Below are 22,854 nucleotides of genomic sequence, written 5' to 3'. Positions count from 1 at the left end.
TAGCCACATTCAGCATATTTGTATAGAGATAACCCGGGCTAACATGTAAAATGCCTTACTTTATTTATCTTTAGGGTAGAGAAAAGGCCGCCGCTGACGCACACTTGGCAGCTGGCCTGAAGCAAAAAACGATACTCCCTTGCCAAGCACTGCCGTTGTTCTACCCGAAGTGCCCATGAAAAAGCGCTACGCCATTTCCCTGCACATGATCACCTGGCTGCTGTTTGGCGCCTGGGTGTTTTACTTCCTTTACGGCAACAGCACGCTCTCCTTTGGCAAGGTGCTGGATGTGCTGACGGGCATGCTCTTCAACATCCTCATCTTCTACTTTAACTGGTACGTACTGATACCGAAGTACCTGGCCCGCAACCGCATCCTGCTGTATGCGGCCGCCGTGCTCACGACCCTGCTGGCTATTGCCGTGGTGCGCGCACCGCTGGACTTTTTCGTTTTTGAGGAGTATAACAGAGAAATGACCGCCCTCTACAGCTATGAGCGCATCGTGCAGTACATGATGGGCGGGCTGGTGCTGATCTTTATTTCCTCGGCGCTGAAGGTAACGAGCAACTACATCCGCAACGAGCGCCGTAACAAGGAGCTGGAAACGCAGAAACTGACGGCCGAGCTGGCTTTTCTCAAGTCACAGGTAAACCCGCACTTCCTGTTTAACACGCTCAACAACATTTACTCGCTGGCCTACAAGCAGCACCCCGAAACGCCCGACGCGATCATGAAGCTCTCGCTGCTCATGCGCTACATGCTCTACGAAAGCAACGACACGCTCGTAAGCCTGGAGAAGGAAGTGGATCATATCAATAATTTCATAGATTTGCAGAAGCTGCGCCTGCGGGAGCAGACAAGCATTAAGTTTAACATACAAGGCAACCTGGAGGGCAAGCAGATAGCGCCGATGCTGCTCATGACGCTGGTGGAAAACGCCTTTAAGCACGGCCTGGTCAGCAAGAATGAGATCGGTATCATACTGAACCTGGTGGTGCTGGACGACTCGCTTCTCTTCAGCACCATAAACAACACCAGCCAGCACAAGCGGCGCGAGTTCGGCGGCATAGGCCTGGAGAACCTGCAGCGCCGCCTTAACCTGCTCTACAGCAAGCGCCACGAGCTCACCTCCGAGGAAAAGGAGGGGACCTTTTACGCGACCCTGAAACTATACTTCAAGCCCACAAACAAGATAAAACTATGACAGTCCGATGCATTGCCGTTGATGATGAACCGCTCGCCCTCGATATTATCGAGAGCTATGTAAACAAGCTGCCCTTCCTTAAGCTCGTTAAGACCTGCTCCAGCGCCACAGAAGCCATGCAGGTGCTGCAGGAGGAACAGGTAGACCTCATGTTTCTGGACATTGAGATGCCGGAGCTGACTGGCATTCAGTTCCTGAACATCCTCAAGCACCAGCCGCTCATCATCTTCACCACGGCCTACCCCGACTATGCCCTCGAGGGCTTTAACCAGGATGCCGTGGACTACCTGCTTAAGCCCATCCCCTTCGACCGCTTTCTGAAAGCCGTGACCAAGGCGCAGGAAAGGCTGCAGCGGGGCAACGGCAAAGCAGCGGAGGCCCCGGCCCCTGTTGCCCAGGCGCCTGCCCCCGAGCATGACTTTATGTTTGTGAAGGCCGACTACAAGACCATCCGGGTAGATTTCAGGGACATTCTCTGGATTGAGGGGCTAAAGGACTATATCATCATCCAGACCAAAGACCAGAAGATCATCACGCTGCTCTCCATGAACAAGATGATGGACAAGCTGCCGGACACGAAGTTTCTGCGCGTGCACCGCTCCTTTATCGTATCGCTGCAGAAGATAGACAGCATAGAGAAAAGCCGCATCCGTATCGGCAGTAAAGAGATACCCATCGGCGAAGTGTACAAAGAGCATTTCCTGAAGTGGGTGGAGGAGAACAACATACAATAAACCGGAAATAAGTAACGGAGCGGCCCCGGAAGCACTTTCGTTTGGTAAGTTGCACATCCCTTGCATCAAGCGTGTAACATCATTTGCAGATTCCAATACATAGTTCGTAATTCGTAGTTCATAACTGATGACGATGATTAGAGAGAAACTGAGAGGAACGGGTGTGGCGCTGGTTACCCCGTTCACGAAAGAGCTGGCGGTGGATTACGATGCCCTGCGCAAGCTGCTGGACTTTGTGTTGGATGGCGGCGTGGACTACCTGGTGATAAACGGCACTACCGCTGAGTCTGCCACGACAACGGCCGCCGAAAAGACGGAGATCCTCAAAACTGTGAAAGAGCACGTAAACGGCCGGGTGCCGTTGGTGTATGGCCTCGGCGGCAACAACACGCAACAAGTGCTGGAGTTATTCGGCACCACAGACTTAAATGGCATTACGGCTATCCTTTCGGTAAGCCCCTACTATAACAAGCCTTCGCAGCAGGGCATTTACCAGCACTTTTTGCAGGTGGCCAATGCTTCGCCGGTTCCTGTGATACTCTACAATGTGCCGGGCCGCACCGGCAGCAACATGGCCGGCGACACCACTGTGAAGCTGGCAGCCCACGACAACATTATCGGCATTAAGGAGGCATCCGGCAACCTGGAGCAGTGCATGTACATTGCCAAACACAAACCGGAAGGCTTCATGCTCGTCAGCGGCGATGACCTGCAGACGATTCCGATGACAACTTTTGGGGCCGAGGGCGTGATTTCGGTACTGGCCAACGCTTTCCCGGGTAAGTTTAACGACATGGTTCATCTGGCGCTGGACGGCAAGTATAAAGAGGCCTCTGAGCTGCTGTTGAGCTTTGTGGATATGAACCCGCTGATGTATGAAGAAGGCAACCCGGTAGGTGTTAAGGCCGTGCTGGAGCGCTTTGGCGTGTGCACGGCGCAGGTAAGGCTCCCGATGATGGAGGCCACCTCCGGCCTGAAAGACCGCTTGTACAAGCTTCTCTAAGGCGAGGCGCTGAAGTATAAATCAAGGCATCATAAAAAGCAGGCGGCCTGTTCTTTCGCAAAAGAACAGGCCGCCTGCTTTTTATGATGCTCCTCGGCTCCTTCGGGCCTAGTCGCAGCTGTAGCTGTACTCTACCCTCACCACCTTTTTGTCACCGAAGCTGATTGTAGCCTCAGTCGGGTAGCCCTGGCTGTTGTTAACGTACTTAGTGGTGTAGCTCTGCGCCTTTACCTGAACCGTGTCGTTGGGCACAGTGGCTGTGAAGCTGCTAAAGTTATTTAGATTGGGATGGCCGATAGCCGGTCGCTTGTGCAGGAAAGCGGGCGTGGCAGAGAGCGGAGAGCGGCTGGAGTCCTGCTGAAAGGTGGCATTGTACAGAGCTTTGCCATCACGGCCTTTCACGATAACGTTGACCGGCTTTTTAAGTGGGTAAGATTGGCTGAAACCTCCATTCTGCTGCTGCTTGTTATCCAGGTAATAGTAGTCCGTGCCCGATGTCAGGCGGCCTTGCTGGTCGTAAGAGGCTTTGAAGGCGGCTAGATGGTGCACTACCCCCAGGCCCAGCACACGCTGCACCTCATACTTGGAGAGGCGTCCGTCCGGCCTGTAGCTAAAGGATGTGAAGTCCATCTCCTCACCGGAAGGCTGCAGGTGATGCTCCTTCACCAGCTTTCCGGCCGTGTTGTACTCATAGGTGCGGGTAGTAACCAACTCATCCGCCTCGTAACGCTCTGTTTTAATTATCTGGTTCAGCTCGTTGTACGTGTACTTTGTAACAGCAACTCCGTCATCCGAGCGCACCACCTGCTCCTGCAGGTAGCAGAGGTTCTGTGGCTCCGGCGTAGGCTTGGCGGTAGGAAGCTCCTCCTCGCCGCAGGCAGACAGTAGCGCCAGCCCCAGGAATGGCAGCAGTAATCTTGTTTTCATAAGCACGCTCTTGTAAGGCTACGAAGATACGGCTTCGCCGCCTTTTATACTACCGGCAACTTATATTTACGCCCGTCCGTCGCCACCGCACGTTCCGCGCCGCCTTTCACGGCCTCCAAAGTACAACACGCTGCTTTTTACCACCCGTTGACCAAGCTGTCCCGGCTGCCGACCAAGGCCTGGTAACCTCGTTGCAAGGCTCGCGTATTAAAAGCAAAGAAAAATTTATCATCAAAAAAACCGCTTCTATTCGCCGTACAGGGCATTCTCCATCATCTTAGAAAAATAAATACAGATTATTAAAAATAAAATGAACACTTTTACGAGTGTAAACGTCTTAGTTGTACAATTGAAAATAATATGAACACAGGAAAAGTAAAATTCTTTAATGACGAGAAGGGTTTCGGATTCATTAAAGATGACAGTACAGATCAGGAGTATTTCGTACACGTGACTGGTCTAATCGATGAAATCAGAGAAAACGACGAAGTAACTTTTGACCTGAAAGAAGGAAGAAAGGGACTAAACGCTGTAAATGTTAAACGCGCTTAGTTTGCATATACAAGTATTAAGGAAAAGCCTGACACCTACGTGTCAGGCTTTTTTGTTTAGCAGGGGCAGCAAAGCGACAAGCGTTGCTTTTGCTTTCCGTTGGAGGCCCCCTCCGCTCCTGCCGCAAGCCCGGATGTGTTTCCTACTCTTCGTAGCGGTCGGCTATACTTACGTTCGCGATCTCAGCCAGAAGCCCGGCTATGTTTTGGGCCGCCTCCTCCAGAAACGCCTTCCCTTTCTCTGCAGTCGCCGCCTTAGGGTTCCCGACACCCGTATCGGCTGTTACCATGGACCACTGCCTCTCTGCCCAGGCCCAGCCTTCGCGAATGCCTTTGATCCTGGACTTCCGCTCCTTGCCCTCTCCTGCCTCTTCCAGGGGCAGCACCAAGTCGGGCCTCAGGTGCAGCAGCAGGCTTGTCTCCATTTCATCGGCGTGGTCGCCGGGGATGTCGAAGAAGGCCTTTCTGTCTGCCGCCTGAAACCAGAAGCAACTCACCAGGAACATTTCCGGGTAGCGCAGGCCCAGCTCCCGCAGCATAGGCTTAAAATCGTTTCCGCCGTGGCTGTTAAGCACGAGCAGCTTTTTAATCCCCTGCCGGTTGAGTACGGCAACAAGGTCATCCAAGATGGCCAGCTGTGTGCTCGGGTTCAGGTTCATGTCCAGCTTAATGTCGGCCTGGCCGGTGTTCACGCCGAAAGGTATAGTGGGCAGCACCATTACCTTGGTGCCGTTTTCCCAGGCTATCTTGGCTGCCGCTGCCGAAACAGCATCGGCCTCTATCACATCGGTAGCATACGGAAGGTGGTAGTTATGGGCCTCCGTAGCGCCCCAGGGCAGTACCGCCACATCTATCTGCTGCTCTTTCACAGCTTTCCAGTTCGTTTCTGCCAGTATGTAAGGTCTCATCGTTTTCAAACTTTGGTACATACAAGTATACCGCTTCGCCACGGGAGTAGCAAACGCGATAGGAAAGGCTACGGCTGTCAGGCACCTCACGAATCCTGTTTTATAGTTTAAGAGGTATACTTGTACCAGCTCTCGGTTTTTATTTGTAGCCGAGCCATCCCGCAGCAGTGCCGTCAGCCCAACATGGCCGGCACACCCAGGAGAAGAGGAGGCCCCGCAAGGCTGCTCCGGTAAGTACTGCGTTTTCTTCTGCTCTTAAAGAGAGGAGGTTACCTACCGAAGACAGGCAACGGCACCTGCCACACCTTACGTACAACCAGGTATACTTCTCACAAAACAAACTTAAGACATGCCATTTATCAAAACAGAAGACAAGCAGAAAGGCGAACACGTGTACCTGCATTACCAGGACTGCGGCGAAGGACAGCCCGTCATCCTGATCCACGGCTGGCCGCTGAGCCACCGTATGTGGGAGAGCCAGGTGCAGGCCTTGACAGACGCCGGTTTCAGGTGCATCACTTACGATCGCCGCGGCTTCGGCGAATCGGACCGGCCCTGGTACAACTACGATTACAACGCCCTGACCATGGACCTGCAGGCACTGATACAGCGACTGGACCTTTGGAACTGTGTGTTGGTCGGTTTCTCCATGGGTGGCGGCGAGGTGGTGCGCTACCTCTCGATGTTTGGCAGCGAACGCGTCTCCAAAGCAGTGCTCATCAGCTCCATTATTCCTGTCGTGAAAAAAACAGACGACAACCCGGATGGTGTACCGGAGGAAACGCTGAATGAGATCATGGATTCCCTGCAGAGCAAGCGCGTGACGTTTCTGGCGGAGTTTGGCAAGCAGTTTTACAGCTACAGCAGCAACAAGGACAAACTAAGCGAGCAGCAGCTGCACTACGACTGACTCATCGCCGCCCAAGCCTCCCCAAGAGCCACCACCGAAACCGCCAAGGCGTGGGCCAACACCGACTTCCGATCCGAGCTACCAAACGTAACAGTGCCCACGCTCATTATACATGGCGATGATGATCAGATCGTGCCTATTGAAACCAGCAGCGAGCAATCCTCTAAAGAAATCCGCGATAACAAGTACGTCGTCATCAAAGGAGGGTCGCATGGGCTTTTCGTAACGCATAAGGAGCAGCTCAACAGTTACCTCCTGGACTTTCTGCGCCAGTAATTAACTCAACATGTTACTGCCTTTGCTGTAGCCTCCTCTCCTGCTGTGAGGCAAAGCAGCATGAGGCGGCTTTAACTAAACTAAATGCGATGACACAAGACCAACAACTACGCGAACAACTGGTAAAACTTATGCGCGGTGGCCAGGCTTTCCGGCCACGGGAGGAATTGCTGCAGGGAATAACAGTGGAAGAGGCAGGCAAGCAGTTTGACAACGTGCCCTACACCATCTGGCAACTGCTCGAGCACCTGCGCTTTGCGCAGCACGACATCCTGGACTTCTGCCGCAACCCCAACTATAAGGAGCCCGCCTGGCCCGACGACTACTGGCCCCGGGAAAAGGCCCCGGCAGACCAGCGTGCGCTGGACAAAACGCAGCAGGCTATTGCCCAGGACCTTCACGAAATGGTGAAGCTGGTGCAGGACTCTGCTAACGACTTGTTCACGCCAATTCCGCACGGCGATGGGCAGACGCTGCTGCGGGAGGCAATGCTGGTGGCAGAGCACAGCGCCTACCACCTGGGAGAGATCGTACTTCTGCGCAGGCTTTCCGGGAACTGGGACTAAGCGAGTTTGCCTATGCCACGGTAGCAGGCAAGGTACAGCACGAAAAAAGGCACGCCTGCGCGTGCCTTTTTGGTAAGGTTCGTATAAAATCCGGGTTTTACAGGTTCTTCACCTGAGACTGCTCAATAGCGCCGCTGGCGATTTGCTGCAACTCAGCTTTGTGGTTCAGCACCTTGCCATACACAGCTTTCATTTGTGGCGTGCTCAGGTTAGCCAGTGCCTCAGAGCTGTCGATTTTGTTGTCGATCACGCTGTTAAGCGCGGCCATAAAAATCGTGTGCAGCTCATCAGCAGTCAGGACGTGGCCCATTGGCTGTGTTTCCTGTGCAATGATCCAGCCCAGGCGGGAGGCAGCCAGTCTTTGATTAGGGGTGCCGTGGTGCCCGGCAGAGGTAAAGCTACAGTCACCGATGTTGTAGAACAGCTCGAAGAACTCAGCAGCTCTTTTCCAGTTATAGGTGGCGCCACGCTTATGCGTCATGTAATAACTGGAGAAAACGTCGGCTTCCAGCTCTGTTTTGCGGGTTGCCTCCGGTGTTGACACGCGCTGGCCGTACCATTTGGTGTAGTTGTTAAACTGTACCTGGTGGCCCCACTCGTGCGCCAGAATACCGGCGAAAGTCACTTTCTCATCCACACCGGCATCAGTCATTACCTGCACAATACCGTCTCCGATCACAATCAGGTCACCTGTGGTTGCAAAGCCGTCGAACGACAAAAGCGGAGATGTTTTGAACGCCTCGCTTGGCTCTATTACGTTAGCGATCAGGTAATCGGCGTTACCGTATGCCTGCGCCTCGTTTAGGGTAGTGAAATTAAGGTACACGGCAGCAATCGCATCCCTGTTTTGCAGCGTGCTGGTGTGCTGGCCTTTTAGTGTAATCTCGCCCGGCATATTCCAGAAAGACTCCAGGTTACGCTTGTGCTTAGCGGCATAGTTGGTCAGGTGGCCATCAACGCCAAAAGACTGGTTGGACGCATCCACGTACATGTACAGCTGGTTTAGCTGCGTCATCAGGTCGTACCATTCCCACTCCAGGGCACCAAACTGCCGGGCGTACGGGGTAATCGAGCTGTTGAAAGGGGTAGTACCGCAGGCGCTTGGCTCAACGGCATCGCTGCCGTAGGTGGCAAGCAGCCCCTTGCTAAAAGCATCATAAGAGCAGTCAAACTTTGCGCTAGCGAGAGCAGAGGCATCGATACGGAAATTACCCTCTCCGGCCACCAGGTTGGTGGCAGACGCAGACTTGAAACCAGCCTGAGGCTCTACCAATGCACCCGCATCTTCTTTATCGCAAGACACAGTAAGGAACCCAACACCGCCGCAAAGCAGTGCCATTGTAAATGTTCTTAATTTCATAAGGTGAGATTTGTATTGATTTACAGTATTAATTGTAATAAGGTGTAATTAGTTCTAAGCTAGGATAAAAAAATCTAAATAACAAAGGATTATAAGCATAATTGCGTATAATTTTATCCACACAGAATAAAATAGCTGTCCAAACCAGAAGCTATGAAGCATTGCACTGATGGCGCTAATGAATTGCTTAGAGCTAAACAAAACACAAGTATAGCTACTGTTATAAAGTACCAAACGAGGCAGTCTTTGCTGCATTGCTTGCAGTAGCGGGTGTTCCCTCACGAGCCACACCTTAAAGCAGCAGAAAAACGGAAGCCGCTAGCTAGTTGCAGGTGTAGGTAAAGCGCCGCACCGACCGCTTACCATCCTGGTACACAGATACGACCTCTTCTACCTTGCCATCGGGTGAGATTGTAAAATGGTTATCGTAAGAGCCCTGCTTCTGTGGGTTCCCGTTTTCATCATAGCGGGTTGAGCTGGCGATCAAGTAGTTTGAAGAAGCCCCTGTACCGGTACGGGTTTTATTTTCGCCAATGCCTCCTATGTATGGGTTAGCATAGCTACTGTAGGTGAAACGGTCTTCGGCAAATTTCTTCTCATTGCCATCCAGGTACTCCATGCGGGTCATCTGACCATCCGTATAATGGTAGTTACGGTGCCTTGTAATAACAGTGAAATCTAACCCATTGTTGTAGTACCGCTCGGTAAGGAGCTGGCTACCGGCATTATAGGTAAAATCACAGTACTCCTGCACCTTTTCCGGGTTGTTGCCTGAGTAAAAAACCTCATACCTCACTACATTGCCTTTGGCATCATGAAAGAATTTTTGGTAGGGGCTGAAAGGCCCTTCCTCAGCAACAGAGAGTTGAGTTTCAGTAATGCTCCCCCGCTTGTCATAAACATACTTCAAGAAAAGGGCTTGGGTGATGGTATCGCGCCCTCCTACCGCAAACTTTATCTGGCTGCCGGACAGCACAAGCCGCAGCTTGTCGTCGTACGTGTAGTTGGTATAGCTGGTCTGCTGTTCGTCTTCCATGCTCACCTTAGAAACGTAGCATGCAACTGCCGGGGCAGGGGTATCTTCTTCTTTAGAGCAGGAACTGGTTGCAACAAGTAGCAGGATGGCTACCAGGGCGGGTAAGTATGTTTTCATCTTCTTGTAAGGGTGCAACGTACGAAAGCCCAAATATAGCACAGCAGCAGCAACTAAAGCAAGGCACAAAAAAGCCTGCCACAGAGTGGCAGGCTTCTGAATACCTAAAGCACAAAAGTGCCTAGTAGTTTCTTCCGCCGTACTCGGTGGTGCCGCGGTTAGAGTTGTGGGAGGTGTCGCCTGTGGAACTGCCACGGCCGCCGTAAGTGCCGCTGCCCATGGCCCCATAGCCACTGTAGTTGCCAGACGAGGCCCCAAAGGTGTTGTTACCGAAACCGCCGCCGCGGTGCCCGCTTTGGTAGCCGGTGCCGCCGCCATAATTACGGCCGCCGTAGGTACTGCCCATGCCGGTGCCGCGGCTCTCGCCGTAGTTTCCGGTATCGTAGTTGGGAATGCCCCGGTTAGAGTTCGGGAACGACTCGCCCATGCCGCTGCCGTAGCCTGTGCTGCTGCTTCTGTCGCGGCCGCCGGAGTAGTATGGCTGGTCTTCCTGCCTGTTGCCTCTGCGCTCCGGGGTGTTCAGGGTGTTGTAGCGGTCTGAGGTGCCGTCGTAGCTGGAGATGCCATAGCCTTGGCGCATATCGCCTAGGCTGCGGCGGTCGCTGCCGTAGCGGTCCTGATCTTCCCTATCGTTGGCACGGTAGTTCCTAAACCGGCTCCAGTCTCTTCTGTCGTTATCGTTGTAAGGCATGTTACGGTCGTTGTCGCGGTCTCTATAGCCACTGTAACGGTCGTTGCCCATGCTGCTATAACCGCTGCGGTCGTTGTTTTCGAAGCGTTCGCGGTACTCTCTTTCAAAGCGGTTGCGCATGTCGCGGTCCATGCCACCGCTACGATCCATGTCCCGGTCACGGTACCTGTCACGGTCTCTGTCTCTATCACGGTCATAGCCGTAGCTGTTATCTCTGTCTAGCCTGTCGTAGTCATAAGCTCCCCAGGTGTAACGGTCTCTGTTGTCTCTTTCCATAGCGTTTTTAAATTTAGGTTATACAATGGTTCCCTATTTTTTAACGGCGACATGGCGGCATAGTTTAGCTCTTTTCCAGATGGCCAAAAGCAGAAATAACAACGTTGCTTTTTATGTCCCATATTATGGACGCGGCAGAAAACCCCGAGTCGAGCAATGAGGTAAAGCTGAGCAACACACCCTTTCGTGGCTCCCTGCTGCAAGTAGCACGCTGCAGGAATACCGGCTTATTAGCACAAAAGAAAAAACGAAAAACATGCTGAACAAGCCCTTCCACACCGCCACCTGGTTTCACCTCGCAAACGCGCACAACCTGCCTGGCCCACTGGAGAGCAGCTTTGCCAGCATTTTCCTACTAAAAAATTAGCAGCTATAGGAATGCACAGACAGAAGTTTATATATTTATTTCAAAATATATACCTCAATCTCCTTTCAAAACCAAGACCATACAATGAAACAAACCCTAGTACTGCTCCTGCTGGCCTTCGGCCTGAATCTAACTGCCCAAGCCCAGGGACAAGCCCCGGCAGAACCTCCTGGCCAGGTAAACAGCCAAACCTACGAATATGTAAAGGTGTTCGTGCAAAGCAAACTGATCCGCAACGGCTACACGGCTAATTTGATAAATGGCCGCAGTGACGACGGAAACAGCATTGTAGATGCCACAGGCAAAACACAAGAATTTTCTTCAACCGAGGCCATACTGAACCACTTAGGGAGCCAGGGCTGGGAGTTTGTAGCGTACGTTCCCGATGATGAAGGTAAGCTGTCGCCTCGCCGTTACCTGATGAGAAGGCTGACTAACAGCCCCCTCTAACACGCTCCCCTTTCCAGCCAGGTTCTCCGCTACAGCAGGGAACCTGGCTGAACCACGCATTGGTTCAGCCTTCTCTAAGCTGCCAAAACGGCCTCCGCGAATCTGCTCGCACGCCCCTGCTGCACGCCACGCTGGCGCGGCCAAATTCTCCAGGCACAGGTAAAACAGCCGAAGGTACACTACCACCTTCCCAACCACCTGCTGCTCAGGCAAAAGTATTAGTCTTTGTTTTGACATAGATATAGAAAAGGCTATCTTTTGGCTATGAAGAAACATCGTCTCCTTTTCCTGCTGCTCATGCTACTGTGCTGCGGCCACACAAACTTTGCCGCTGCCGACACGCCACGTGTTACGATCGGTGCTGAACGCCTTTTCACGCCGGACTACCTGCACCTAATAAAGGGCAAGCGCGTGGGCCTGGTTACCAACCACACCGGTTTACTGCCAGACGGCCGCCATCTGGCCGATGTGCTCCACCGGCACCCCGACGTAAAGCTAACGCTGCTCTTCGGACCGGAGCACGGCATCCGGGGCGATGCCGATACCCATGTCGCCAACAGCACCGACGCCAGCACCGGGCTGCCGGTGGTTTCGCTCTACGGTAAAACCCGAAAGCCTACCCCTGCCCAGCTAAAGGAGGTAGATGTGCTTGTGTTTGACATTCAGGATATCGGGGCTCGCTTCTATACTTACATTGCCACCATGAACCACGTGCTGGAGGCCGCCGCAGAAAACAACATTCCGTATGTGGTGCTGGACCGCCCCAATGCTATTGGCGGGGTTTATGTAGATGGCCCGGTCGGAAAGCAAGTCGGCGAGCCGGTTACCGGCCCTGACCAACTGCCAGTGGCTCATGGCATGACCGTCGGAGAACTGGCCCTGATGTTTAACGGGGAGCGCGCCAAACAACAGCTGCCGCAGGCAAGCCTGACGGTAGTGCCCATGCAGCACTACACACGCCAGCAGTGGTACGACCAAACAGGCTTGCCCTGGGTAAAGCCCTCCCCTAACATGCTTACCCTCACCACGGCCGCTGTGTATCCTGCCACCTGCCTGCTGGAGGGCACCAACGTTTCAGAAGCGCGCGGCACCCTGCACCCTTTCGAGCGCATCGGCGCAGCCTGGGCCGACGGAGAAAAGCTGGCCCGCCAACTTAATAGCTACAACCTGAAAGGCGTCCGCTTCAGGCCGGTCCGCTTCACCCCGGACAGCATTGTAGACGGTGTTAAAATATATCCGCCCAAGTTCCTGGGGCAGACCTGCGAGGGCGCGGAAATGGTGATAACAGATCGTAACGCGTTTGCGCCAGCCAAAGCCGGTGTTTACATTCTGCACGCCTTACAAACGCTCTACCCGCAGCAGTTGGAGTGGCGCGAAGCACGCATGGACCGCCTTTGGGGAACTCCCCTGGTGCGCCAGCAACTACAGTCCGGCAAGAAACCCGCTGCTATCGTAAAAGAGTGGAACCGGGGGCTGCAAGCCTTTCAGGAGGTACGGCAGCAGTATTTACTGTATAAGTAGAAGCCAGGTGCAGTCGTAGCATAAGCGGATGCTCTCAGCGGAGAAGCCAAAAGAATCGCTTCAAGCAGAGGCTGTAAGTATGGCTTTTCCGGCCGCATTGCAAACACAACGCAATAATTGCACACACGCCTAATACCTGCGCCGGTACCGGGCCTGATAAAGGAAGGCACAGGCGCAGGTATTAGACGTCACACAGATTCAACAGGAATTAATAATATGCTGTTATATTAGCTAAACAACCTTGTTCCTCTTCCCATGAAAAAAAGCAAAACGCTCCTGCTGGCCCTGTTCAGCTTCGCATCCACCACGCTGCTGGCCCAGCAGCAAAACAACTGGACCTGGGGCGGCCCCCTCGACCCCGAGCAGGCCAAGTATGATGTAAAGCACTATACCCTGCGGCTGGCAGTAGCGCCACAGCAAAAGCGTATCTCCGGCTCCGTCGATGTGCGCGTGAAAGTGTTGGAGCCGACAGACCTTATCCGCCTTAACCTGATTGATGCCTACACGGTGGATGCCGTAAAGGTAAACGGTAAGAAAGCTGGCTTTACCCGCACTCCCGATGGGCTGGATGTACAACTGCGCAAAAAAGTACAGCCGGGGCAGGTAGTAACGGTACAGGTTGGTTATGCCGGCCTGGCACCGGAAGCCGTGCGACCGCCGTGGCAGGGTGGCTTTACCTTTGCGCAGGATGCCAATGGCAAGCACTGGGTAGGACTGTCCTCCCAAAACGAGGGAGCCAAGATCTTCATGCCCTGCAAAGACCATCCCTCCGACGAGCCCGACGAAGGTGTTACGCAGTACATCACCGTGCCTGCAGGCTATGTAGCCGCCGCCAACGGGCTACTGCAAGGCCAGACACAGCAAAACGGCTCTGTTACCTACCACTGGCAAAGCAACTACACCACCAATAACTATGGCATTAACTTTACTGTGGGGGATTTTGTGGCACTACAGCGGGAATACACCACCATCGAGGGAAATAAAATGCCGATGGTCGTTTACCTTCTGCGCCAGAACGAAAGCAAGTTACCGGAGCTAATGGATGTGCTGGAAACCAGCCTGCGAACACAGGAAAAGTACTTCGGCGAATACCCTTTCTGGAAAGAAAAGGCCGGTGTGGTCGAAACACCCTACCTCGGCATGGAGCACCAGACCATCAATGCCTACGGCAACAAGTTCCGCTTTACAAAAGTGGGGCAGACAACGCATGACAACCTGCTGTACCATGAGCTGGGGCATGAGTGGTGGGGCAACAAAGTGAGCGTGCGCGACTGGGCTGACTTTTGGATACAGGAGGGCCTTTGCTCTTACGGCGATTGGCTGTTTGTAGAGGAGCATGCCGGCCACGAGGCTTATCTGAAGCACGTGCAGCAGGTGGCCAGGAGCATCCCTAACCGAACGCCCATCATCCAGCGCGAAAACATGGATTCAGACGAGGCTTACCACGGCGAGATCTATACCAAAGGGGCACACGTCATGCACTCCCTTCGTTTCCTGTTGGGCGAGGAGCTCTTCTTCAAAACCATCCGGGGCTTCCTCTCATCCCCTGCGCATACTTACGCCAACCAGGTAAAAACGGCAGACCTGCAGCAGTACATCACTGAGCATACGGGGCAGGACATCGCGCCTTTCTTTGACCTGTACCTGCGCACAACCGAGGTGCCCGAGGTGCTGGTGCAAAAGCTTGGCGCCGACAGCTACGCCATCAGCATCCCTAACATTAACTTTGCCCTGCCAATGGACGTGCAAACCGATACCGGCACACAACGCCTGACGCTTTCCAAAGAGCCGCAACAGGTGAAATCTGCAGCCCCTCCACTGGTAGATGCACAGGGCTGGTACCTGAAGCGGATACGCACGGAAAAGGGTACACTCTAGAACACAAGCACAGCCGCAAAACAGGCGGCTGCGCTTGTGTTACGTCCAGATAATCGGACAGCCTTAGCTATGCTCCCACAGGTGTGGTTGGTGCTGCTAGCCAACAGCCCCGGACAAAGGAAACAGCCTCTGGGGCAGCTGGGGGTAGATTTCATGGCCTTTCGAATCACCTGTCTGCTTTATCGCCGTATGAGGATCATACATGAAGACAGCAAAGAAAACCATCTTCTACTTTTCGTTAGTGGCAGGCACGCTACTGATCCTGGTCACCCTGCTTTCCCTGATCTACAACGTGGGCTTGTGGTACTTGAAGGTATTGGACTTCCCGAGGGTGCAGGTGTTACTCGGCCTGCTCCTGCTGCTGCTGCTTTTTGTTGCGTCCAATCACCGCTGGAAGCTTCCGTCGGTGCTGTTCCTGGCGGGGCTTTTGGCAAGTATAGCGCTGCAGGCCTATTTTATTCTGCCCTACACCCCGCTAGTCGGAACAACAGTCGCATCCGTGGCTCCCGCTGCTGTGGAAAAAGACAGGCGCTTCAGCTTGCTGCTTGCCAACGTCTGGATGAAGAACAGACAGGTTGAGACGCTTCTCTCCATCATTCAGCAGTCGGACCCGGACATTGTGCTGGTGATGGAAACCGACAAGTGGTGGATTGCGCGCCTTGCTCCTCTCCGGAAAGAATACCCTTATCAGGTGGAGTACCCGCTGGATAACACATACGGCATGGCACTTTATTCCAGGATGCCGCTGGAGAGCACACAGGTCAGGTTTCTGGCGCATCAGACGGTGCCGTCCATCCACACAAAAGTTATACTTGATGCAGGAGCTGTGTTTACCCTCCACGCCATGCACCCTGTGCCGCCCAAGCCAAGCAAGTACCCGGATAATGTCGGAGATGGCGAGAATGAGGTAGCGCTGCTGAAAGTTGGAAAAATGGTGCAGCAGCGGCAAACTCCTACCATCGTGGCCGGCGACTTTAACGACGTGAGCTGGTCAAACACGTCCCGCTTGTTCGGCGTTAAAAGCAGGCTGGGCAACGTGCGCATCGGCAGGGGGCTGTACAACTCGTTTGATGCCACTTCCAACATACTCAGATGGCCACTGGACCAAATTTTCGTTTCTGAGGAGTTCCGGCTGGTGGAACTGCGCAGGCTTCCTGACTTCGGCTCTGATCATTTTCCTTTCTACGCAGAGCTGGCACTGCCAGAGTAAGGGCTCGGATTAGTCAGGGATATTTCTATCTTTGTTAGGCAAGTATCTCCCACTCTTCCACCCCCTGCACATGAAAAAACTGTTACCGATTCTGCTCCTGCTGCTGTTGGCAGCGAAGGAAGCTACCGCCCAACAGGCACCCGCTGTTTTGCCGCTCCGGGAAAGGGCAAGCCTGGAAGACGACTTGCTGCGGGAGCGCCTGGAGAAGCTGCTGCCCGACCTGATGCGCCGCGCCGGCATAGATATGTGGCTGGTGGTGGCACGGGAGTACAACGAGGACCCGGTGGCCAAAACCATGCTGCCCGCCACCTGGCTGGGCGCACGCCGCCGCACCATCCTCCTCTTCTATGACCGGGGCGCAGCCGGAGGCATTAAGAAGCTCGCTGTGGCACGTTACAACATCGGCAACCTAATGCAAGGCGTCTGGGCTCCGGAGCAGGAACCAAACCAGTGGAAAAGGCTGGCTCAGCTGGTATCGGAACGCAGCCCCCGCAAGGTTGGGCTCAACTACTCTCCCCTCTTTGCCCACGCCGACGGCCTCACGAAAGCCGAGTACGACAGCCTGCTGCACTACCTGCCGCCCGCACAGAGGCAAGCTGTGGTGTCGGCAGAAGGCCTGGCTGTGGACTGGCTGCAAACAAGAACAGCCCGCGAGCTGGACCTGTATGAGCAGATCAGCCGCATCGGGCACGACATTATCGCAGAGGGTCTTTCTGAGCGTGTGATACACCCGGGCGTAACGACCACAGAAGACGTTGTTTGGTGGTACCGCGAGCGCGTAGCCGAGCTAAAGCTGAGTAGCTGGTTCCACCCGACCGTAGACCTGCAGCGCGCCAACCCCGGCGCCGGCGACTCTCAGCGCTCTTTTTCAGAGCGCCCTGGTGTGGAGGTCATCATGCCCGGGGATTTGCTGCACGTGGATTTCGGCATTTCCTACCTCGGCCTGCATACAGATGTGCAACAGCTGGCTTATGTACGCAGACCCGGTGAAACAGAGGCACCAGTATACCTGAAGAAAGCCCTGGCCGTTGGCAACCGCCTGCAGGACATCCTGACCTCCAAGCTCCAAGAAGGCAAAACAGGAAACCAGGCGCTAAAGGAGGCACTGACGCAGGCGCAGAAGGAAAGGATTGCCGCCAGCATCTATTCTCACCCTATCGGCTACCACGGCCACGGTGCAGGCCCGGCCATAGGCATGTGGGACATGCAGCAAGGCGTGCCGGGCACCGGTGATTACCCCTTGCGCCACAACACGGCCTACGCCATTGAGCTGAATGCCAAGGTAAACCTGCCCGAGTGGAACAACAAAGAAATACGGGTGATGCTGGAAGAGCAGGCGGTACTCACCCCAAACGGCTTGCGCTACCTGGGCGGCAGGCAAAAGGAGCTGCTGCTGATACCTCGCCCTGCGGCACATTTACAGCACTAGCCTCTGTTTCACACTGCCTCCGGTGCCAATGGAGAGAGGAGGCTAAAAGCGAAGAGGCTCCTGTTGTGCAGGAGCCTCTTCGCTTTTGGTAAGTGTTATATCTTTTATTTTATTGTTGATAGCTATTTCTGCGCTCAGCCTGGGTTTCCAGGGCCTTAAGCTCGTGTTCAGCAGCTTTTAGCCTGTTCTTGGCCGCTTTCTCCCGTTGCTCTGCCTCTTCGGCATAGCGCTCGGCTTCTTTTACTTCCCGCTTAAGTTCGTTTACGCGCCGCTGCTGGGCCGCAACTTCCGGGTCGTTCGACACGCTGCTGTTTCCTGAGAAAACAGAGCACCCAACCAGAAGCGGGAAAAGCAGTATCATGACACCGGAAAAAAAAGACTTATATGTACGTTCTATCATTTCTTCATGCTTTGGTTATTACACTTATTCTTACGGCACAGCGCAGCTTACAGTTATTCCACCGCACCCGGGAGAAAGCAACGGGTGCAAAATATCTTTACAGGATGAAGCCCGAACTGCGCAGAAATACCGCCCCTCAAAGCCGCAGTGAAACAGGCCGCGCGGGGGCTTACTGCCCTGCTCCACCACAAACCGCAGACAGCACTACAGCCTTGCGGCAGTTTACGTATAACATGCACCGCCTGTAAACGCTTGCCTATGAAACAGCTGATCTTCATACTTGCTGCCCTTTCTATACTTGCGGTGCTGGCAGTCAGCACAGGCACAAGGAGTTGGAAGCCCCCTGTTGCCACAGAAGCCCCGGAAAGGTTCAGGGGCGTGAACTGGGTAGCCGGCGACACCGTGACACAGGAACAGCTGCGGGCGCTGCAGCTCCACCACGTCAGCTGGATTGCGCAAACGCCTTTTGGCTGGCAGCACAGCTACAACTCGCCGGAGGTACGGTTAACCAAGGGCAACAGGGCATACTGGGGCGAGCGCGACAGTGGCCTTATCCACACAACCCGCCTGGCAAAGCAACTTGGCCTCAAAACACTGCTCAAGCCCCACATCTGGCTCACAGACCGGAGCGAAGGCAAATGGGTTGGCGCTATACAAATGCAGACAGAGGCAGAATGGCAGCAGTGGTTCTCCAGCTACAGCAAGTTTATACTTCACTACGCCATGCTGGCCGAGAAAGAACAGATCGAGGCGCTGTGCATCGGAACGGAGCTGTACTTGCCTGCCGTGGAGCGCGAGCAGGACTGGCGGCAGCTTATACGGGAGGTGCGAAGCGTTTACCACGGCCAACTGACCTACGCTGCGAACTGGTACAAGGAGTACGAAGAGGTAAAGTTCTGGGACGCGCTTGACTTTATTGGTATACAGGCTTACTTCCCGCTCACGCAACAGCCAAACCCCAGTGTGGCACAGCTCCGGCAGGGGTGGCAGCCGCACATGGCAGCCATTGAAGAGGTACAGCAAAAGTATAAGAAGCCGGTTGTCTTTACGGAGGTTGGCTACAAAAACACCCCCGATGCCGCCATTGAGCCATGGCAGTGGCCTGACCGGCACGCAACCGCACTGGAGCTGTCGGAGGAGACACAGGCCAACGCGTACGAAGCGCTTTACCAGCAGTTCTGGCAGCAGCCCTGGTTTGGCGGCACCTTCATCTGGAAATGGTACCCCCGCCTGCGTACGCACCACCACGACCACCTGGATTTCACCCCGCAGGGAAAGCCGGCCGGCAAAGTTATGGCCCGGTGGTACGACCGGTAAGCTACGAGAGCACGCCCTGCGCCTGCCAGCGCAGGCGGTAGGCATTCATGGCTGTTTTGCCCAGCTTGCTGATGAGCCTGTAGTTGACCACCGCCCCCACCGGGGCACCGATCAACGGAACCATCTGGGCCATCTTTGCCAAGTCGATATAGTCACGGTACTCCTGCTGCAGGCTGCGCCAGTCAAACGCGTCGATGTCTTCGGGCAGCGTCAGCTTTTGCGTTTTCCAATCGGCTATGTGCCGGTAAACCTTCCGGCGGTGCTCTTGCGAACTGAAAGCGAGCTCGAAGATGTGCAGCAGGTACACCCGCTCCCGGTAATCCTTTACATCATAGCCGTAGATGGCGGCAACGTCATACAACAACTTTAGCTTGAGCCCGAGCAGCAGCGGAAAATCCACAAGGCCCAGCAAGATGCCGCCAGCCCCCGTAACGCCCCCCTCTGCCGCCCCCGCATGTTGGTAGTACTTTATCCGTTCCCGCACCATTGCCTCCCGAAGCTCCAGCCCCACCTGTGGCATAGGCTTCGGCGCTATATAGCCCGCCCCAAACAGCACCCCCCGAATCATCTGCTTGATAGCCGTCGTGACCGCCTGGTGCACCTTTTCAGGTATAAAGCTATTGAGCTTTACCTGCGCCTTTCGGGCTAAGGCATTGAACATGGATGGGTAGCGCAGCATTTCTTCCTGCCATTCACGCAGCTCATACAAGGCATGCGCTTCATAAGGTGTGGGCATAGGGTTTGAGTTACAGGTTCCAGGTTATGAAATACGAGCGTTGAGATGCTTATGGTGTGCGCATGTAAAATATAAATTCAGCCTTACCAGAACGCAGCCGTACCACCCGGAACACTCCTAAACCGGAGGTGAAAGTATAAAGCATCTAAACGAGGCGTATGAGCAACTGAGAAGGTATACCTGAAGCCCCCAAAAGAGCGCTCACACCAACCCGATACCCCACGACACTACCGTTCATAAAAAAAGGCCGGCATATCGCCGGCCGTTCTTCTATTTCTATTGGTTCTGTTGCTGCTCTGCTTGCTCGGCGGCCTCCTCTGCCGCTTTCCGCTGCGCCTTTTCTCTCTTCCTGAAGAAGCCCCTTAGCAGGAAGTTGCTTTGCAGCGCCTCCATGTTCTCGTCAAACTTTTCGGTGCTTGTTTCCAGGTTCTGCATTGTTCGCTGCAGCTGGTTGGCAAACTGCTCATCGCTCAGGAGTACCCCAACGGCGTTGTTCTCATTGTTCAGCTTAGCGCTCGCCTCCTGCAGGTTCTGCGTCATCTGGGCGGCAGACTGCGATGCGTTTTCCAGCTGCGCCATCGTCTCCTCCAGTTTGTTAAACACAGTAGTGTCTGTTAACAGTTCGGTGGCCAGGCTGCCTTTGGTATTCAGCTTGTTTGTAAAGCGGCTCAGGTCGCGCGAGGCCTGCACGGTGTTCTGAGAGGTCTGCTCCAGGCTGGCGATCAGGCTCTTGAAGTTCTGGGCCAGGGTGGAGTCTGTAAGCAGTGTGCCAATCGTTCCCTCGCCACGCACCAGCCTGTCGCTTATCTCGCCGAAGTTGCCGGTGATGGTGGTCAGGTTCTTGTTGTTCTCCTGAAGGGTTTTCATGATGTCATCGGTGTTCAGGTTTGCTTCAGAGGCCAGAATGTCCCCGTCCTCGATAGGTTCGGCAGCAGGCGTTCCGCCGAAGATTTCGATGATCTTGTTACCAATCAAGCTCTCCGAACTGATGCGCGCTTTAGAGTTCTGGCGGATGTACTTCTGCGCCTCCTGCTCTATGCTCATCGTTATGGCCACCTGAGACTCGCCGTAAAAGTCAATGTTTTTCACCGTTCCCACCTTCACTCCCGAGAACCAGACATTGTTGCCTACCTTCAGGCCTTCCACATCGTCGAAAACGGTTTTTACCGTAATGCTCTCAATAAACCTTTTCTGCTGGCCGCCCAGCGTTAGTATCCCCACCACAAATATGACGATGGCGATCAGGACAAACATCCCGACCATTATAGCACGTTTATTCTCTGCAGTATTCATTAGCTAGTGTACAAAGTTGTAGTCATAAAACATCTTTACCCGTTCATCCTCCGTGTTAAACACCTCGTCGAAGGTGCCCTGGCGCTGAAACTGCCCCTCCAGCAGCATCACCATGCGGTCGCCCACCGAGCGGGCGCAGGTAAGGTCGTGGGTAATAATAATGGCGGAGGTGTTGAAGCGCTTCTGCACCTCGTTGATCAGGCTGTTGATCTCCATACTGGTGATCGGGTCCAGGCCTGCCGTCGGCTCATCATAGAGCATGATTTCAGGCTTCAGAATCAACGTACGGGCAATGCCGATGCGCTTGCGCTGCCCGCCCGACAGCTCCGACGGCATCTGGTTTATCGTCTGCAGCAGGCCCACGGCCTCCAGCACAAAATGGATCACCCGGTCTCGGTCTCCGGCCGTCATGGACTTGGAGTGGCGGATAAGCGGAAACTCCAGGTTCTCACGCACTGTCATACTGTCGTAAAGGGCACTGTTCTGAAATGAGAAGCCAACCTTTAGCCGCAGCTCATCCAGCTCCCGGGCCGACAGCTTGTCCACCTGCTTGCCCAGCACCCTTACCAGGCCTTCGTCCGGGTTCAGCAAGCCCGAAATGATTTTGATCAGCACTGACTTTCCGGTTCCGGAACGGCCCAGCACCACCAGGTTCTCCCCTTCGTACAGGTCCAGGTCCACGCCCTTCAGCACTTCAAAGTCGTCAAAAGCCTTCTTCAGGCCCCTGATCTCGATGACTTTGTTCTCTCTGTTTATCTTTGGATTGAAGTTCTTCATAGTTCTGCTTACATCGCTCTGAGCAAGTTAATTACCTGCAGTGCCAGCAGCTCCTCTATAAACACCATAAACATGGCTGTTACCACTGATGAGTTAGCTGCCTTACCCACACCTTCCGTGCCTTTAGATGAATTGTAGCCCTTGTAGCAACCCACCATGCCAATGGTAAACCCGAAAATGAACGACTTTATAATGGATGAGAACACATCCAGGAAAGTGATCGCGTCGAACACCTGCGTGATGTAGGTGGCAAAGCTGGTCAGTTCGTTCTGGCTTACGTTGAGGTAGGCCCCCAGTAACGCCACCAGAATGGTGTACATGGCCAGTGCCGGGATCATAAAAGTGGTTGCCAGCACGCGCGTTACCACCAAAAAGTTAAAGGGGTTGGTGGCCGATACCTCCATAGCGTCGATCTGCTCGGTTACCCGCATAGAGCCTAATTCGGCCCCGATGTTGGACCCCACTCGCCCGGCCGCAATAAGCGCCGTTACCAGCGGCGCCAGCGCCCGCACAATAGCGATGGAAACCAGCGAGGGCAACCAGGAGGTGGCCCCGAACTCTGCCAGCGAGGGCCGCGATTGGTTGGTGAACACAATACCGATAATAAAACCGGTAAGCGAGATGAGCGGCAAAGACCTTACACCTATCTCATAGCACTGCCGCACGACCTCTTTCAGCTCATAGGGCGGGACTAAAACTTCCTTAAAAAAGCGGATATGGAAGGCATAAATTCTATACAGTTCCAGAAAAAGCCGGTCCATCCTGCGCGTCAGGACGTATTTCCGTTTCTTTCCGGTATCTGCCTTACTTTCTTGTAATCCCATTAAGAATCTCTTGTTCAGTATTTACCGCAAACTTATCACGTATAGCTTTACGGGTGGCCAAATTTAAAAATTAAATATAGCGATACATATTTA

At 54.1% G+C, this 22,854-nt stretch carries 23 protein-coding genes; 13 read left to right on the top strand and 10 right to left on the bottom strand.

Annotation, left to right across the window (positions count from 1 at the left end):
* Positions 1-175 precede the first annotated feature (175 nt).
* The 3 genes from CA264_RS04510 to dapA all read left to right on the top strand — a co-directional run bounded on the left by CA264_RS04510 (position 176) and on the right by dapA (position 2,941).
* Positions 176-1,204: a sensor histidine kinase gene (locus tag CA264_RS04510; protein ID WP_025604969.1), complete on the top strand. Its 1,029-nt coding sequence runs from the start codon at positions 176-178 to the stop codon at positions 1,202-1,204.
* The gene (locus CA264_RS04505; RefSeq protein ID WP_025604967.1) at positions 1,201-1,938 is read left to right on the top strand and encodes a LytR/AlgR family response regulator transcription factor; all 738 of its coding nucleotides are present in this window, start codon (positions 1,201-1,203) and stop codon (positions 1,936-1,938) included. Before CA264_RS04510 ends, CA264_RS04505 begins: the two co-directional genes overlap by 4 nt.
* A 133-nt stretch (positions 1,939-2,071) precedes the next feature.
* Positions 2,072-2,941, top strand: a complete 870-nt coding sequence (dapA, locus tag CA264_RS04500; protein ID WP_025604966.1) for a 4-hydroxy-tetrahydrodipicolinate synthase — start codon at positions 2,072-2,074, stop codon at positions 2,939-2,941.
* 108 nt (positions 2,942-3,049) lie between these two features.
* On the opposite strand, the gene CA264_RS04495 is transcribed toward dapA, so the two are convergent.
* Positions 3,050-3,868 (bottom strand): hypothetical protein, encoded by an 819-nt coding sequence (locus CA264_RS04495; RefSeq protein WP_025604963.1) that lies wholly within the window; start codon positions 3,866-3,868, stop codon positions 3,050-3,052.
* Positions 3,869-4,228: 360 nt separating this feature from the next.
* Between CA264_RS04495 and CA264_RS04490 the strand changes: the two genes are divergently transcribed.
* A complete protein-coding gene (locus CA264_RS04490; protein WP_025604962.1) occupies positions 4,229-4,420 on the top strand; it encodes a cold-shock protein in 192 nt (63 codons plus the stop codon).
* 142 nt (positions 4,421-4,562) lie between these two features.
* Here the strand turns inward: CA264_RS04490 and CA264_RS04485 are convergent, their stop codons facing one another.
* A complete protein-coding gene (locus CA264_RS04485; RefSeq protein WP_025604961.1) occupies positions 4,563-5,327 on the bottom strand; it encodes a creatininase family protein in 765 nt (254 codons plus the stop codon).
* Between the two features lie 349 nt (positions 5,328-5,676).
* Here CA264_RS04485 and CA264_RS04480 point away from each other — a divergent pair, with 349 nt between their 5' ends.
* From CA264_RS04480 to CA264_RS04475, 3 genes are all read left to right on the top strand, one after another.
* Positions 5,677-6,237, top strand: a complete 561-nt coding sequence (locus tag CA264_RS04480; RefSeq protein WP_237151171.1) for an alpha/beta fold hydrolase — start codon at positions 5,677-5,679, stop codon at positions 6,235-6,237.
* 3 nt (positions 6,238-6,240) lie between these two features.
* A complete protein-coding gene (locus CA264_RS22165) occupies positions 6,241-6,513 on the top strand; it encodes an alpha/beta fold hydrolase (RefSeq protein ID WP_257791739.1) in 273 nt (90 codons plus the stop codon).
* Between the two features lie 89 nt (positions 6,514-6,602).
* On the top strand, positions 6,603-7,079 hold the full coding sequence (locus CA264_RS04475) for a DinB family protein (protein ID WP_025604960.1): 477 nt from the start codon (positions 6,603-6,605) through the stop codon (positions 7,077-7,079).
* Between the two features lie 97 nt (positions 7,080-7,176).
* Here the strand turns inward: CA264_RS04475 and CA264_RS04470 are convergent, their stop codons facing one another.
* The 3 genes from CA264_RS04470 to CA264_RS04460 all read right to left on the bottom strand — a co-directional run bounded on the left by CA264_RS04470 (position 7,177) and on the right by CA264_RS04460 (position 10,559).
* Positions 7,177-8,439, bottom strand: a complete 1,263-nt coding sequence (locus CA264_RS04470) for a hypothetical protein (protein WP_157593641.1) — start codon at positions 8,437-8,439, stop codon at positions 7,177-7,179.
* A 322-nt stretch (positions 8,440-8,761) separates the two neighbouring features.
* Positions 8,762-9,592: a hypothetical protein gene (locus tag CA264_RS04465; RefSeq protein ID WP_025604956.1), complete on the bottom strand. Its 831-nt coding sequence runs from the start codon at positions 9,590-9,592 to the stop codon at positions 8,762-8,764.
* Between the two features lie 121 nt (positions 9,593-9,713).
* Positions 9,714-10,559: a hypothetical protein gene (locus CA264_RS04460; RefSeq protein ID WP_025604954.1), complete on the bottom strand. Its 846-nt coding sequence runs from the start codon at positions 10,557-10,559 to the stop codon at positions 9,714-9,716.
* A gap of 451 nt (positions 10,560-11,010) precedes the next feature.
* Here CA264_RS04460 and CA264_RS04455 point away from each other — a divergent pair, with 451 nt between their 5' ends.
* The 5 genes from CA264_RS04455 to CA264_RS04435 all read left to right on the top strand — a co-directional run bounded on the left by CA264_RS04455 (position 11,011) and on the right by CA264_RS04435 (position 17,414).
* Positions 11,011-11,376 (top strand): hypothetical protein, encoded by a 366-nt coding sequence (locus CA264_RS04455; RefSeq protein WP_025604953.1) that lies wholly within the window; start codon positions 11,011-11,013, stop codon positions 11,374-11,376.
* A 264-nt stretch (positions 11,377-11,640) separates the two neighbouring features.
* The gene (locus CA264_RS04450; RefSeq protein WP_025604951.1) at positions 11,641-12,897 is read left to right on the top strand and encodes an exo-beta-N-acetylmuramidase NamZ family protein; all 1,257 of its coding nucleotides are present in this window, start codon (positions 11,641-11,643) and stop codon (positions 12,895-12,897) included.
* A 255-nt stretch (positions 12,898-13,152) separates the two neighbouring features.
* Complete coding sequence (locus CA264_RS04445) at positions 13,153-14,775, top strand: M1 family metallopeptidase (protein WP_025604950.1); 1,623 nt, start codon at positions 13,153-13,155, stop codon at positions 14,773-14,775.
* 202 nt (positions 14,776-14,977) lie between these two features.
* Positions 14,978-15,985: an endonuclease/exonuclease/phosphatase family protein gene (locus CA264_RS04440; RefSeq protein WP_025604948.1), complete on the top strand. Its 1,008-nt coding sequence runs from the start codon at positions 14,978-14,980 to the stop codon at positions 15,983-15,985.
* A 70-nt stretch (positions 15,986-16,055) separates the two neighbouring features.
* Positions 16,056-17,414 (top strand): M24 family metallopeptidase, encoded by a 1,359-nt coding sequence (locus tag CA264_RS04435; protein WP_025604946.1) that lies wholly within the window; start codon positions 16,056-16,058, stop codon positions 17,412-17,414.
* A 109-nt stretch (positions 17,415-17,523) separates the two neighbouring features.
* Here the strand turns inward: CA264_RS04435 and CA264_RS04430 are convergent, their stop codons facing one another.
* On the bottom strand, positions 17,524-17,814 hold the full coding sequence (locus CA264_RS04430; RefSeq protein WP_084196151.1) for a hypothetical protein: 291 nt from the start codon (positions 17,812-17,814) through the stop codon (positions 17,524-17,526).
* A 258-nt stretch (positions 17,815-18,072) separates the two neighbouring features.
* Between CA264_RS04430 and CA264_RS04425 the strand changes: the two genes are divergently transcribed.
* Entirely contained in the window at positions 18,073-19,131 is a 1,059-nt protein-coding gene (locus tag CA264_RS04425; protein WP_036775418.1) for a glycoside hydrolase family 113, read from the top strand.
* Position 19,132: 1 nt separating this feature from the next.
* Here CA264_RS04425 and CA264_RS04420 read toward each other — a convergent pair whose 3' ends face one another.
* The 4 genes from CA264_RS04420 to CA264_RS04405 all read right to left on the bottom strand — a co-directional run bounded on the left by CA264_RS04420 (position 19,133) and on the right by CA264_RS04405 (position 22,698).
* A complete protein-coding gene (locus CA264_RS04420; protein WP_025604942.1) occupies positions 19,133-19,867 on the bottom strand; it encodes an EcsC family protein in 735 nt (244 codons plus the stop codon).
* Positions 19,868-20,143: 276 nt separating this feature from the next.
* Complete coding sequence (locus CA264_RS04415; protein ID WP_025604941.1) at positions 20,144-21,160, bottom strand: MlaD family protein; 1,017 nt, start codon at positions 21,158-21,160, stop codon at positions 20,144-20,146.
* A 3-nt stretch (positions 21,161-21,163) separates the two neighbouring features.
* Positions 21,164-21,937, bottom strand: a complete 774-nt coding sequence (locus tag CA264_RS04410) for an ABC transporter ATP-binding protein (RefSeq protein WP_025604939.1) — start codon at positions 21,935-21,937, stop codon at positions 21,164-21,166.
* Between the two features lie 8 nt (positions 21,938-21,945).
* On the bottom strand, positions 21,946-22,698 hold the full coding sequence (locus CA264_RS04405; protein WP_418313992.1) for an MlaE family ABC transporter permease: 753 nt from the start codon (positions 22,696-22,698) through the stop codon (positions 21,946-21,948).
* Between the last annotated feature and the right edge of the window lie 156 nt (positions 22,699-22,854).

The sequence above is a fragment of the Pontibacter actiniarum genome, assembly GCF_003585765.1.
Classification (GTDB): domain Bacteria; phylum Bacteroidota; class Bacteroidia; order Cytophagales; family Hymenobacteraceae; genus Pontibacter; species Pontibacter actiniarum.
Note: the sequence above shows the minus strand (reverse complement) of the source record. Positions and strands in the feature narration are given on the sequence as shown.

Coding starts and splice junctions, on each gene's coding strand:
- CA264_RS04510 (WP_025604969.1), top strand. CDS start 176: ATGAAAAAGCGCTACGCCATTTCCCTGCACATGATCACCTGGCTGCTG.
- CA264_RS04505 (WP_025604967.1), top strand. CDS start 1,201: ATGACAGTCCGATGCATTGCCGTTGATGATGAACCGCTCGCCCTCGAT.
- dapA (WP_025604966.1), top strand. CDS start 2,072: ATGATTAGAGAGAAACTGAGAGGAACGGGTGTGGCGCTGGTTACCCCG.
- CA264_RS04495 (WP_025604963.1), bottom strand. CDS start 3,868: ATGAAAACAAGATTACTGCTGCCATTCCTGGGGCTGGCGCTACTGTCT.
- CA264_RS04490 (WP_025604962.1), top strand. CDS start 4,229: ATGAACACAGGAAAAGTAAAATTCTTTAATGACGAGAAGGGTTTCGGA.
- CA264_RS04485 (WP_025604961.1), bottom strand. CDS start 5,327: ATGAGACCTTACATACTGGCAGAAACGAACTGGAAAGCTGTGAAAGAG.
- CA264_RS04480 (WP_237151171.1), top strand. CDS start 5,677: ATGCCATTTATCAAAACAGAAGACAAGCAGAAAGGCGAACACGTGTAC.
- CA264_RS04475 (WP_025604960.1), top strand. CDS start 6,603: ATGACACAAGACCAACAACTACGCGAACAACTGGTAAAACTTATGCGC.
- CA264_RS04470 (WP_157593641.1), bottom strand. CDS start 8,439: ATGAAATTAAGAACATTTACAATGGCACTGCTTTGCGGCGGTGTTGGG.
- CA264_RS04465 (WP_025604956.1), bottom strand. CDS start 9,592: ATGAAAACATACTTACCCGCCCTGGTAGCCATCCTGCTACTTGTTGCA.
- CA264_RS04460 (WP_025604954.1), bottom strand. CDS start 10,559: ATGGAAAGAGACAACAGAGACCGTTACACCTGGGGAGCTTATGACTAC.
- CA264_RS04455 (WP_025604953.1), top strand. CDS start 11,011: ATGAAACAAACCCTAGTACTGCTCCTGCTGGCCTTCGGCCTGAATCTA.
- CA264_RS04450 (WP_025604951.1), top strand. CDS start 11,641: ATGAAGAAACATCGTCTCCTTTTCCTGCTGCTCATGCTACTGTGCTGC.
- CA264_RS04445 (WP_025604950.1), top strand. CDS start 13,153: ATGAAAAAAAGCAAAACGCTCCTGCTGGCCCTGTTCAGCTTCGCATCC.
- CA264_RS04440 (WP_025604948.1), top strand. CDS start 14,978: ATGAAGACAGCAAAGAAAACCATCTTCTACTTTTCGTTAGTGGCAGGC.
- CA264_RS04435 (WP_025604946.1), top strand. CDS start 16,056: ATGAAAAAACTGTTACCGATTCTGCTCCTGCTGCTGTTGGCAGCGAAG.
- CA264_RS04430 (WP_084196151.1), bottom strand. CDS start 17,814: ATGATAGAACGTACATATAAGTCTTTTTTTTCCGGTGTCATGATACTG.
- CA264_RS04425 (WP_036775418.1), top strand. CDS start 18,073: ATGAAACAGCTGATCTTCATACTTGCTGCCCTTTCTATACTTGCGGTG.
- CA264_RS04420 (WP_025604942.1), bottom strand. CDS start 19,867: ATGCCCACACCTTATGAAGCGCATGCCTTGTATGAGCTGCGTGAATGG.
- CA264_RS04415 (WP_025604941.1), bottom strand. CDS start 21,160: ATGAATACTGCAGAGAATAAACGTGCTATAATGGTCGGGATGTTTGTC.
- CA264_RS04410 (WP_025604939.1), bottom strand. CDS start 21,937: ATGAAGAACTTCAATCCAAAGATAAACAGAGAGAACAAAGTCATCGAG.
- CA264_RS04405 (WP_418313992.1), bottom strand. CDS start 22,698: ATGGACCGGCTTTTTCTGGAACTGTATAGAATTTATGCCTTCCATATC.